General features: G+C 59.5%; 9 protein-coding genes and 4 pseudogenes. 4 read left to right on the top strand and 9 right to left on the bottom strand.

Annotation, left to right across the window (positions count from 1 at the left end; genetic code table 11):
• The 3 genes and pseudogenes from FXB41_RS28775 to FXB41_RS28765 all read right to left on the bottom strand — a co-directional run.
• Nucleotides 1–675: pseudogene (locus tag FXB41_RS28775) on the bottom strand (winged helix-turn-helix domain-containing protein); the annotation flags it as partial.
• Nucleotides 676–904: 229 nt separating this feature from the next.
• Nucleotides 905–1,030, bottom strand: a complete 126-nt coding sequence (locus tag FXB41_RS41565) for a hypothetical protein (RefSeq protein ID WP_283806973.1) — start codon at nt 1,028–1,030, stop codon at nt 905–907.
• An 814-nt stretch (nt 1,031–1,844) separates the two neighbouring features.
• A complete protein-coding gene (locus FXB41_RS28765) occupies nt 1,845–2,204 on the bottom strand; it encodes a VanZ family protein (RefSeq protein WP_219684112.1) in 360 nt (119 codons plus the stop codon).
• Between the two features lie 243 nt (nt 2,205–2,447).
• Between FXB41_RS28765 and FXB41_RS41560 the strand changes: the two genes are divergently transcribed.
• Nucleotides 2,448–2,867 (top strand): hypothetical protein, encoded by a 420-nt coding sequence (locus FXB41_RS41560; RefSeq protein WP_219684131.1) that lies wholly within the window; start codon nt 2,448–2,450, stop codon nt 2,865–2,867.
• A 1,063-nt stretch (nt 2,868–3,930) separates the two neighbouring features.
• On the opposite strand, the pseudogene FXB41_RS28755 reads toward FXB41_RS41560, so the two are convergent.
• Nucleotides 3,931–4,846, bottom strand: a pseudogene (locus FXB41_RS28755) (IS3 family transposase); the annotation flags it as partial.
• 20 nt (nt 4,847–4,866) lie between these two features.
• Here FXB41_RS28755 and FXB41_RS28750 point away from each other — a divergent pair.
• The 3 genes and pseudogenes from FXB41_RS28750 to FXB41_RS28740 form a co-directional block, all read left to right on the top strand.
• Nucleotides 4,867–5,453: pseudogene (locus FXB41_RS28750) on the top strand (IS110 family RNA-guided transposase); the annotation flags it as partial.
• A 79-nt stretch (nt 5,454–5,532) separates the two neighbouring features.
• Nucleotides 5,533–5,715, top strand: a complete 183-nt coding sequence (locus FXB41_RS28745) for a hypothetical protein (RefSeq protein ID WP_219684110.1) — start codon at nt 5,533–5,535, stop codon at nt 5,713–5,715.
• A gap of 165 nt (nt 5,716–5,880) precedes the next feature.
• Nucleotides 5,881–6,276 (top strand): annotated as a pseudogene (locus tag FXB41_RS28740) (hypothetical protein); the annotation flags it as partial.
• Nucleotides 6,277–6,318: 42 nt separating this feature from the next.
• Here the strand turns inward: FXB41_RS28740 and FXB41_RS28735 are convergent.
• From FXB41_RS28735 to FXB41_RS41045, 5 genes are all read right to left on the bottom strand, one after another.
• Nucleotides 6,319–6,762 (bottom strand): hypothetical protein, encoded by a 444-nt coding sequence (locus FXB41_RS28735; RefSeq protein ID WP_219684108.1) that lies wholly within the window; start codon nt 6,760–6,762, stop codon nt 6,319–6,321.
• Between the two features lie 49 nt (nt 6,763–6,811).
• Nucleotides 6,812–8,296: a terminase large subunit domain-containing protein gene (locus tag FXB41_RS28730; RefSeq protein ID WP_246649281.1), complete on the bottom strand. Its 1,485-nt coding sequence runs from the start codon at nt 8,294–8,296 to the stop codon at nt 6,812–6,814.
• Entirely contained in the window at nt 8,293–8,472 is a 180-nt protein-coding gene (locus FXB41_RS28725) for a hypothetical protein (RefSeq protein WP_219684107.1), read from the bottom strand. Before FXB41_RS28725 ends, FXB41_RS28730 begins: the two co-directional genes overlap by 4 nt.
• Nucleotides 8,473–9,371: 899 nt before the next feature.
• A complete protein-coding gene (locus FXB41_RS41050; RefSeq protein WP_246649279.1) occupies nt 9,372–10,040 on the bottom strand; it encodes an acyltransferase in 669 nt (222 codons plus the stop codon).
• Between the two features lie 11 nt (nt 10,041–10,051).
• Nucleotides 10,052–10,453 carry an acyltransferase family protein gene (locus FXB41_RS41045; RefSeq protein ID WP_246649278.1) on the bottom strand — a complete coding sequence of 134 codons (402 nt, stop codon included), beginning with the start codon at nt 10,451–10,453 and terminating at the stop codon, nt 10,052–10,054.
• Nucleotides 10,454–10,970: the final 517 nt, after the last annotated feature.

Genomic DNA, 10,970 nt, shown 5'->3' with positions numbered 1-10,970 from the left:
TCGGCCCATAGATGCGCGCTAGTTTCCGCGTCCACGAGCTGAACGTTTACGCGAAGTCGATCGCCGGCTCCCTGCATAGAACCCTTTAGCACGTACCGAACATTCAGTTCTCGGCCAATCTGCTTGAGATCGATCGCTTTGCCCTTGTACGCGAATGCGTCGGCCGATAACGAACGAGCCGGAGATGCGCGACAAATCTGTGGTCAAACTCTCGGTCACGCCATCGACAAAGTAGTCCTGCCCAGGATCGTCACTGAGGTTAGCGAAGGGCAACACAATGATGGAAAGGCGGGGCGCTGAAGGCGACGTTTGTGCCGTGCCGCCGTAATGCACCGTCGAATTCGCTAACGCGGTTTCGGACCTCTGTCCTTCGTGCACTGCGCCAACGAAGCGGAAGCCTTTGCGCTGCAATGTTTTGATTAGGCGCTGCTTTTCACCGTCGTCACCGACTGCTGCCCGAGCGGCATTCAGGCGGGTCGTTAACGCGGCGTCTGAGACGATGCGTCCATTCCAAACTGCGTTAATGAGATCGTCCTTGCTGACAACGCGCTCCCTGCGTTGGATCAAATAGTCGAGCAGATCGAAGACCTGCGGCGCTGTGGGGACCACGTCGGCTCCCCGCCGTAGCTCGCGCCGGTCGGTGTCGAAAGCGAAGTCCTCGAAAAAGTAGCGCAACCTACCGCTCCTTGGATGCCACGCAGACGGCTCTAGCGACAATTGCGGTTCAAAAATACGCCGCTGGCGCGCCCGAGGGAAGTCCCCTTCTGGCCCGTTGGCGAAGTGCGGTTTGGCTCAGATATGGCCTGCTAAAGGGGCGGACCGGAAGTGAAAAAGCGCCCATCAAACCGGCGCTGGTGACCCCAAGCCGTCATCGTCGGCGTGCGTTTCAGGAGGGCCCGATCCGCTAACGCTTGCGCACCAGCAAAGACCAAACAGGCGACGCACCGTCCCAGCCGCGAAGGCGCCCCGACAGCCGCACCTTCAGCCCGGCTTCCGTGATCCGCTCGACAACAAGATGCAGCGCGATCACGTCGCCCTCTGACAGCTCCACACAGCCACGCTTCCGCGACCACACCGCGCCCGGGAAGCGAAACAAGTTCGCCTTTAGCCATCGTCCGCTGCGCTCCGACAGCGGTTGTAAGTCGACCTGAGCGCCGGCCCTAGGCCGCAGCCTGACATCTGCCCGTCGCAGCCAATTCGGAATCCACGCCATGCGAATGACTAGCCGTTACTTTCCACGTTTGTCTAGGCTTTGTCCGTCTGAATGGATTCGTCGCCCGAAGCCGAGGACGCTCTTTCAATGTAGACTGGAAGTTTGCAGCCCGCGCCGATCGGCGCCTATTGGCGCGTTGCCGCCCTTCGCCGACAGGGCCGCTATGTCTGCCTTCAGGAGATAAGCCGACCCATAGACGGGTCGCTTATGGAACGGCGCGAATAGAACTCATTGCTCAACTTGAGAAGTTCCGAGCGGAGGCAGGCTATGTTTACAATTTCGCTGCCTATTCCGCCTGTCGCGTGGCCTCAGCCTTCGTGCGCGCTCTCGTGGCGATACTGACGTTGGAGCTAGAGGACATGGTGGTCCGATTGGTTTGAACCCGGCTGCGAAGCTGTTCATCGACACCATCCGCGGGGCGGGAAAGGCAATTGGCAATCCAATCACAGTAATCACGGTGCGGAAGAGTTCAGACGCAAACCTTATGAACCATTCGGCTCCTGTCCTGGTTGAAGGGACCGAGCAGGCTAACCAGCTCGCCAAGTCGATATCGACATTGCGACGTGAGCTATGTCAACGGACGTCCCTGGCTTATGGCACGATTGGGCATGAACCCAACCCGCAATAACCGTTAAACATCAGATGCAGCCGTCCAGCGCTCAATCAGGCGTAAAGCGATGCTGGCGAGCAAAATCCCGAGCAACCCGCCAACCACCTTTTCGGACGCATCCAGCAATCTAGCATGGCGATCTGGCGTCAGCTTTTGGAACAATTCCAGCACCACTGCGCTACCAAGCACGAGGCTGCACACCAGCGTCATCCGGTCCCGGTACGCGGCACAAAATGCGAAACCTAGAAACGCAAAGGCCGCTACGTGTTCAATGTTGGCCGAACTGCTCAGTTGAGGCCTGTCGTGGATTGGAGACAGACTCGCGTAGGTGATAAAGGCAAGAGAAGCCCACGCCACGGCAATTGAAATTCTATACAGCATAGTAGCGACTGACCCCGAGTTGTTGCCGCAAAATACTTAAGCGCCAACCGGATCCAGCGGCTCGCATTTGCCAGCGTGGTGGCTGCGGTTCTTCACCCTCATCCAGAACTTCTGCCGCCCGCGGCAGGGCAGTACGAAGCGCACTAGAACGCAACTTTTCGTGATTGAACCAATTAAAAGGATTTAATTTATTTAATCTAATTTAAGTTAAATAGTCGCAGTTTGAGCCCAGGGGAATACCTGATGCCCGCAAAAGAAGACGAAGACCGCCGGGAGTTCTTGAAGATGTGTGGCAGGTTTGCTGCCGTAACGCCGCCATCGATGACTCTACTCCTGTCGACGTCGTTGACGTCAACAGCCATCGCACGTTCCGGCGCCCATGACGGAGCAGGATATAGCAGCGGTGGCAGCAGTCATTCAGTCTTCGACAATGATCCACACAGCGCGACCGAGGATCACTCGACCAAGGAGCATTCATCAGCCGGCGGCGGTGGTGGGGGCTCTGGCGGGGGTGGCGGCGAGAACTCGGGTGGCGCAAAGGGGTCCAAGGTCGCGCATTCCGGAGAGGAAGGCTCCCGATCTGGAGGTGGCGGCGGTAACAAGGGCTCCTCGGGCTTTGGCGGCCAGGATGGAGATGACAAGAAGAAGAATGAGCGCGATTGAAAAGGACCAGCCAAGCGCCGCTTAGCTGCTGTCTGGTGGGGGGAACATGCGCCGTCTCAAGGTGACAATCCTGGTTTTGGCATATGCGGTGATATCGCCCGCGTCTGCGCAAACCTGTTGCCCCACCGGCTGCGCGCCAGACGCCAATCGATGCGTGAGCGGCGGTCCGCTGTGGACCAGATGCCTTCCTATCGCCTGCGCCGAAGATTCTCGAGGGCCGTCACGTGGGTCCGCCGTGAGCAAGCACAGAGCCGCCGTGCTCGCCCGCCGGCCAGCGCGTACCTACGTGGTCCCAGCTCAGATTCCCCCAGAGTGCCCATTGGTGAAACCGACCAAGGTGCAGGTCGTCGACGCGACCGCTCAATGCATGAACGTGTTGACTCGAAATGCGCAGTTGCGGGATTGCTTTTTTGAGGACGACGCCGGGAGGGTCGAAGACGAAAGAACCGGCCTGAACTGCCCCGATCGCCAAGCTGCGCTGGCGAGGCAGTGTCTAAAGCGCTGCGTCAACTATGCATCCGATACGACACATCTGGTTTGCGCCGGCAGCTATCCAAACACCATCTGGCGTGCGTCTTTTGGAGCTATCTCGGGCTACGCTGTCGGTTCCGAGCTTGTCGACCTTTGCGGCCCTCGGCTAAGAACGCTGCGGCAAGCTCCAACGCGCTGAGGTGCGCTGGACTGAGCCCTTGCCTGCCATCAGGGGGGAGACAAGGGTCCGCCAACTGGCCCTCAATCGAGATGAACAAGGGCTCTCTTTGGGCGTCCTGCCGTGAGCTAGATGGCGAGAGAGGCTATTCATCGTTCCGATGTTGCCGATCAGCAAAGGTCTGTTTCTGGCCCTCAAGCGGAAGAGCGCCTCAGCCGCATAAGTCCGCTGGTTCGAGGATATTGTTGCAAAAGTCGTCTTTCGCCGATGACCAAAATTCTGCGGGCCGTGGGCGCGACTTTCGCGTACAAGATGCGAGGGACCTCACGGCCTCACGCAAAATTCACAGGCGACTTCGGTAAGACGATTGAGGTCATACGAATCAGCGGTCGCTCGTGACCTGCCACCGAACTTTCATCCGGCCGCGGTTAGAGCCTCGGGGTTTTTACGCCAAGTGGCGCGGTTGGAGCAACGGACGATCGGCGGAGCTGGTCGGGGTTGCGTAGCCGATCGTCCGTTGCGGTGAGGTGGGCGGCATAAGCCGCGGGGGTCATGTATTTCAGCGACGAGTGAGGCCGCTGAAGATTGTAGTCGGCAACCCAATTGGCGATCTTGGCGCGGGCGTCGTCCAGATCGAAGAAGAGAGTCTCGTTGAGCAGCTCGTCACGCATCCGGCCGTTGAAACTCTCGACGAAGCCGTTCTGCATCGGCTTTCCCGGTGCAATGAAGTGCCAGTCGATGGCTGCGTCCCTGCACCAGGCGAGCATGGCATTGCAGGTGAACTCGGTGCCGTGGTCGGACACGATCATACCTGGCTTGCCGCGTCGTTCGACGACGGCCGTCAGTTCGCGAGCGACGCGTCGTCCTGAGATCGATTTATCCGGAATGGCGCCCAGACATTCTTTGGTGACGTCGTCGACGATGTTGAGGATGCGGAAGCGCCGACCGTTGGCGAACTGGTCGTGGACGAAATCCAGCGACCAGCGCGCGTTGGGCATCGCCTCGACTAGGATCGGGGCACGGGTCCCCACGGCCTTGCGGCGAGCCCGCCGCTTGCGGACGGTGAGCCCTTCTTCCCGATAAAGCCGGTAGATCCGGTTGATCCCCGATGGCTCACCCTCCCGCCGCAGCAGCACGAACACCGGCGGTAGCCGAAACGCCGCCGCTCGTTGGCAAGGTCACGCAGCCGGCCACGGAGAGTCGCGTCCGGAGGACGGCTGGAGCGATAGCGGATCATCTTCCGATCCGCTCCGACAATTGAACAGGCCCGCCGCTCCGACAGGCTCATGACGGCCTGCAGATGCGCGACCGCAGCGCGCTTGGCGGCGGGGCTTTTGAAAGGAGGAAGCAATGAGGACACGGAACAAGCCCAGGCCGGCAACGGTGTTTGGGATCGACATTGGCAAGAACCTTTTCCACGTCGTTGGGCTCGACGCCGCCGGAATGCCGATCCAGAAGGCGACCTTTCGGCGCGATACGCTCTTGCAGTTCTTAACATGCAGGACCGGCTTTGGTGGGGATGGAGGCCTGCTCCGGCTCGCAATGGTTGGCCCGCAAGATCGCCGCCATGGGGCACACCGTTCGCATTATCCCAGCTCAATTCGTGAAGCCATATGTGAAGTCCAACAAAAATGACATCATCGATGCCGCGGCGATCCGAAGCCGTGACGAGACCAACGATGCGCTTCGTCGAGCTAAGGTCGCCTGAGCACATTGACCTGCAAGCGCTGCATCGTGTTCGCGATCGGATGATGTCGCAACGGACGTGCCTCATCAATCAGATGCGCGCTTTTTGCCTGGAATATGGGATCGCTATTCACCAGGGCGCCGGCAAGTTCAAGGCTGATCTGCCGAAGGTTTTGGCCGATCAGTCGAATGATCTAACCTCGACAATGCGTCGCATTCTTGCATCTACATTTGACGAGCTGCGGCAGCTGGGGGGGTGAGCTGGCCTTTGTCGAGTCTACGGTAAGCGAAGAAGAGAGAGGGGGACCTAAACCCTCGGTGGAGCGGCCTATGGTGCTGTTTTGTCACCAGTACTTCACCCCGCAGCGCTGCGTGAAGGGAGGCTCAGCAGGACCGGAACCAAAATCAGGCGCCGTAAAGCTGATGGGTGCTCCCGGCGAGACAGAAGCAATTGATCTGGCGCGGCATGGTAGTAAAGAGATCCGCGACGAATGGGAAAAACTCAGCAAGTAAACGCTATCTTCTTCCGTCGATCTGCTGGCGGTGCCCGGCAGGGTCACGCATGCCAATGGCACCGCCGAACGCCGGGCTGCGGAGGTCATGCTGAAGGCGAGACCCAAAGCCCGCAGGTCGTCGCATCACGGCTGGTGAGGACAAGGCGTACGATACCGCCGATCATGTCGCCAATCTTCGCGCCCTCGGCGTGACGCCTCATGTGACACAGAACCAGGCCATCAAGCGATCGACGAACGAACCACGCGGCATCCGGGATTCGGCATGTCGCAATCGCCCGGGGCGATGGTCGAGTGCATTTTCGGATGGGGCAAGCAGCATGGCACCATGCGCAAGAACAAACATTGGGGCATCGCTCGCGTCGCCGCCGACTTCCTGCTTAATCTGATCGCCTATAACCTGATCCGAATCCAAAACTGCTCGCCGCAGAGGCGCCCCATCAGCGCGGAATTTGCCTCGGGCAGTGCTTGTCCAGCCCTGGCTTTGCGCGAGGTTTTTTCTTTGGATCTGGCACAGGAGCGTTCGAAGGTCCCGCCGCGGAACGCGCAGGCACGACGCTGAGGCAATCAGCCAGCGGACAATATGCTTGGGTCACTGACCACTTCAATAGTGCAGGCAATAGGCAGACCTCTGCCGTATCTTACTCCTCTCCAGCAGAAGTCGCTCCATCGCGGCGAGTCCACCTCGTAGTTCGTCCAGCGCCTTGATCAACTTCTGCTTCGCCTCTGACTCTTGCGGCGTCAGCTCCTCGCGTCTGTGCAGCCGCTCGATTTCCCTGGTGGCTGCCACGCTGGCACTATCGAACGGCCTGAACACAGCCAGCTGCTTCATCGCCCGGTGGCCGACCTCGGCGCGGCGTCGCATGATCTCATCACGGGCGAGCTGTCTGCTTCCCTCGATCTCAGTACAGTCGCTATCAAAGGTTCGGGCGAAGTCGTGAAGCTGCTGTACGCACTCATGCAGCAGCCTCCAGACGACGCTCGTGGACGCTTCAGGCCAGCGCAGATGGGTCGGCACGATCCGTATGGCTATCTCGTTCTGGGTCAAGTGCCTCATTGCGGTCTCCTTCTCAATTTAGGACTTCGTAGTGTTGCGATTAGTTCACCTTCAGCCACCGAATTCGCTCTCGCTCAATCGGGCGCATAGTTTTAGGATCGATCTCGCAGCCGGGCCTGCTACCCACTACTGGATAGGTGAACATGCGAAGCCCCGAGCGGACGGCGAGGTTGGAGGCGAGAACGCCGGCGACAGCGTTCGCGAGGTCGTCGTGAGCCCCCGGGGGATGGTCGATTGATTCCCGACCGCTCCTGGCAGTGCGGCGCTCCAGGGCGATGAGCTGGGCGGCGAGTCGCGGGTTGTCGAGTAACTCAGCCCGGCGGCTATTCAGGAGCGGCAGCAAGTCGAGATACAGGTCGCTCTTCGACTTGTTTGAGACGTCATAACTGATGCCGTGCTTGCGAAATTGCTCTCTGGGAAACTCGCCCGCGTACCTGTCGCCCACGATCCCTGAGATTCGGTAGGACCTGCAGGTAGAGGCGAACTCCGCAATCGCGGCTTCGGGTGAGAACGGCGGCTTGATCTCGCGAATACAGTCCAGAATCAGGCTGTCGTTCTCTCGATGAGCGATGGCAAGCGTAAAGCTGTCGGACGACCCGCCACTCGGGTCAGTGAAGGCGAGGTAGCGCAAGCCTGTTCTCGGCTGGCGCTCGAACGTGCCTCTGCTGATGCACGCCTGCACGGCTTCGAGGTTGATGAAGGACTCGACGTCGGACCTGAACTCCGCACCGAACTCGGCGCTCGCGGAGGCGGGATCGCGTTCGTAAGCCTGGTCAATCAATGCCTGCGGGATCGTCGGGTTCATTACCCTCGTCGGTGCCTGCCAGACCAGGACCGGATCGGCATCGCGGCCGAAGTGCCTGCGGTGAGCGTCCCACAGCGCGCCACGCCGCGCGTAGGGGCTGGAGGCGCAGAGCAGCAGCGAATTCGGGAACTGCGCCATGCCGGGCCGCAGAGCATTGATGATCTCGAAGTCGGGCTCCGCCGCGTCGTCGGTCGGCCAGAAGGCAATCTCGTCGCAGAGTGCGGCAACGATGCTATAGCCGCGGGTACTCCGGAATGAGGCGACGTGAACCTCGATGGTGATCTGGTTGTCGAGGTCGAATGCCTCGGCCGTCTCGCGCTCGATCATTTGGGCAAGGAGCGGAACGCGCAGCAGTGCCCGGATGTATCTGAGAATGATACGGGCCTGCTGCCGGTCGCGGGCGATCACCATAATCGTGCCGCGCTCGCCGGGCGCCAGGAATTGTCGGCAGTCGCGGAAGCAGGCGATGAATACCGCCAGCATTGCCAAGACGAACGACTTACCGCCCCTTCTTCCGACGGCCAGCCAAGCCTCGGTCGCGGCTGTAGTAGGCAGCGCCTCGCGGCCCGTGCAGGCTCGATACACCGAAGCTTGCTCCTCCGTCATTTCGATTGCGAACAGGGCAGCAAGAAAGGCGAACCACGCGGCCCAGTGTTCGCGGTTCTTGAACCAAGGGGCGAAGAGGTGCCTGTCACAGGCCGCGTCGAGGATCGAGATCATGTCTCGTCCTCCTCGTCCTCATCCAACTTGCCTTTGAGATAGCTCTCCAGCGAAGGCAGGACCTCCCGCGCCCTGCGGTTGATGCCGATCCGCTGGGCGACCCGGACCATCGTCGACGTGAGCGTCGAGTGGGTGGCCACGTCGATGGGGTGGCCCAGCGCGAGTTGCGCCTCCATCTGCTCGGCGACAACAGCGCTGGCCGCGAAGCGGCGGATCAGCTGAAGCCGAGTCTCGCTAACCTGACGTCAATGGGTACCGCTTTACGATGTACCATCGCGGATTGGTGACGAGTACCGCGGTACGCATGGGCATTGAGAACCCGTCGGCTACCGGAGCCGGCGGGTTTTTCTGTTCGGAATGAGTTAGCGCCGCACTCACTTGCTACCTGTGCCGGGGCAACGCCCTTGTCTCTCGTTGGAGGCGGCCGGTTCGTTCGGATGCCTACAGGAAAGACTCGCCGATCCATTTGCTCTGGAATACGTTGCTCGAGCTACGCGCATTTCGCGTGGCGAATTTTGAACAACGTATATTGGGAGCAGCAAATGTCGATTATGAGAGCTTTTGCCCTGTTCGTAATTCTTGCATTCGGAGGCGCCGTGATCGCCGCCGGGTTCATGACATCGCCGGCATCGGCTAACAAAATGGATGGTAAGCCTGGGGGCTATGGCTCTCGTACCACAGCGAATTATGGTACCCCGAAGAGCGGCACAGCGAAACCGCCAACCGCGACGAAGAAGCCTCCGCAGTAAGCCGTACGGCCCGCCGGTTCGCTGGCGGGCCTCTCTCCCAGGGCGAACTAGTGCTATAATGTGAGGATCGATTCTTCGGCAATCGGTTGGATGAGTCAATGCGCATCCATGTCCTTATGTGGGCAGGTTCGTTGACCCTCTGCGGTCTCCTCATCTCAGCTTGCGCGCATTCAACTGATTCCAACTCGCCGTCAGCTATTCGCGCTGGGGCACCATGGGCGCGAGACCTCAACGAGCCGCCGCCAAGTAGAGAACCCGCTGGTGCGGCAATGCCGCAGATAAAGGCCGATCTAGATGCTGCGCGTGTGAAAGCTTCCACGATTAAATCAAGAAGAAGGAAAGATGCGTCGCGCTAATCTTTGACGTGTTTTAGATCGGGCACCATGCTCGGCGATGCGGGCCATAAACTGCCTTGCCAAGACAATGGACGGATCCGCTTTCGCACTCGAAGCATAGGCTGCTCGATCAATAGCGCCGAAAGTGTACCCATCAGGAGCGTGACCATGAAAGCGAAAAGGGCCCTTGCTCCAGAAGCTTAAAGGCAGGTCTGACGTTAGGTGTTGTATTGGAAGAGCATAGAGATAGACGCCATACGAGATATCGAGCTTGGGCGCAGTCCACCGGGGCAGCGGGATAGTGTTTAGTACGACACAGACCGGTGCGATCGCCACGAGTGCAAGGGTTTCTTTATGGCCACACCACAGGAGCAACACCGCGATCGACGTAAAGCAGGCAACTGCAATCGTCTTCGTTAGGCAACGTTCTAACAGAGCAACGCCGACCCCACCGGCGAAAAGAATTGCGCATGTCAGGCCCCGCTCGCCGAGCCAGATCGGCAATAGCTCGCTCCAAATGCCGGAGATTGCAAAGCCGCCAAGAACAACAAAAACGGCGCCTCCAATGGCGCGGGCATCGAACCGGCAAACTAATGCAACGATGGCCAAACAGACATAGAGCTTTGCCTCCTGGGGAAGCGTCCAGAGCGGTGTTAGCACCTCAGTTGTGCCTAGGCTCGACTCGAAAACTCCCGGAAGCTTGTAATCCAACCCGAAGAAGAGAATCGAGTCCCGCCATAAGAACAAAATGGCGTGTTTCGACCATTGAATCCCAAACCTGGCGGAGCAAAGTAATCGCTTAACGGGAGGGTTGTGACGACAGCACCCATCAGGACGCACAAAGAGACGCAAACGATCAGAGCAGGAAAAATTCGAAACGCGCGACTGACGAGGAATTGCGCCGACGAACGCGATCGGACCATGCTTAGAGAATTCAAATAACCGCTAATCGCAAAGAAGGCGAAGACTGCAAATCCACCCAGCGAGCCAACCCACGGCACGGCGGGCTCAGGGAACCCTGTAATTTGATACTGGTGCGACCAAAACACAAGGGAAGCGGCGACGAGCCGCATCAGATCGAAATTCCCGGCCCGCGGATTCATTGCCGCAACTTATTCGAACGAAAAAAGCAGCGCAATGTACTGCATTGGCCGACACTGTCTGTGTGGCCCGGGCCATGGGCGGACTCCTAGACTTGACGGCGACCACCCGTGGGATCCTGAGCCGCCGCATGGGGCGAGATCAGCGCATCATCGACAAGCTACGGGCATTCGAGCGGCTTTGCATTGAGCTGGCGGCCGACGCGACCATGCCGGAGGAGCCGGCAGGCTCGAGATGGCAGCGAACTATCGCGCCGAGGCTGGCCGCTGCTGGACCCAATCCCGGACCCAAAGGCGAAAGTACAGGACAGAACTGAACGGATAGGGTGGATCAGGGGGCGAGGAGAGCCGCTTGATTTCATTACGCAAACGAATTTGGCGGCACCGGATGATACGATGCCGCCCGTACTCCAAAACCGGGGGTCGCAGGTTCGAGCCCTGCCACTCCTGCCAGCGAAATCAAACGCTTAGCTAGGATGTGGCGATCAGC

Source organism: Bradyrhizobium canariense, assembly GCF_019402665.1.
GTDB lineage: Bacteria > Pseudomonadota > Alphaproteobacteria > Rhizobiales > Xanthobacteraceae > Bradyrhizobium > Bradyrhizobium canariense.
The sequence above is the reverse complement of the archived record's forward strand: the minus strand, read 5'-3'. Positions and strand labels throughout refer to the sequence as shown.

Coding starts and splice junctions, on each gene's coding strand:
- FXB41_RS28765 (WP_219684112.1), bottom strand. CDS start 2,204: ATGCTGTATAGAATTTCAATTGCCGTGGCGTGGGCTTCTCTTGCCTTT.
- FXB41_RS41560 (WP_219684131.1), top strand. CDS start 2,448: ATGCCCGCAAAAGAAGACGAAGACCGCCGGGAGTTCTTGAAGATGTGT.
- FXB41_RS28745 (WP_219684110.1), top strand. CDS start 5,533: ATGGTGCTGTTTTGTCACCAGTACTTCACCCCGCAGCGCTGCGTGAAG.
- FXB41_RS28730 (WP_246649281.1), bottom strand. CDS start 8,296: ATGATCTCGATCCTCGACGCGGCCTGTGACAGGCACCTCTTCGCCCCT.
- FXB41_RS28725 (WP_219684107.1), bottom strand. CDS start 8,472: ATGGAGGCGCAACTCGCGCTGGGCCACCCCATCGACGTGGCCACCCAC.
- FXB41_RS41045 (WP_246649278.1), bottom strand. CDS start 10,453: ATGCGGCTCGTCGCCGCTTCCCTTGTGTTTTGGTCGCACCAGTATCAA.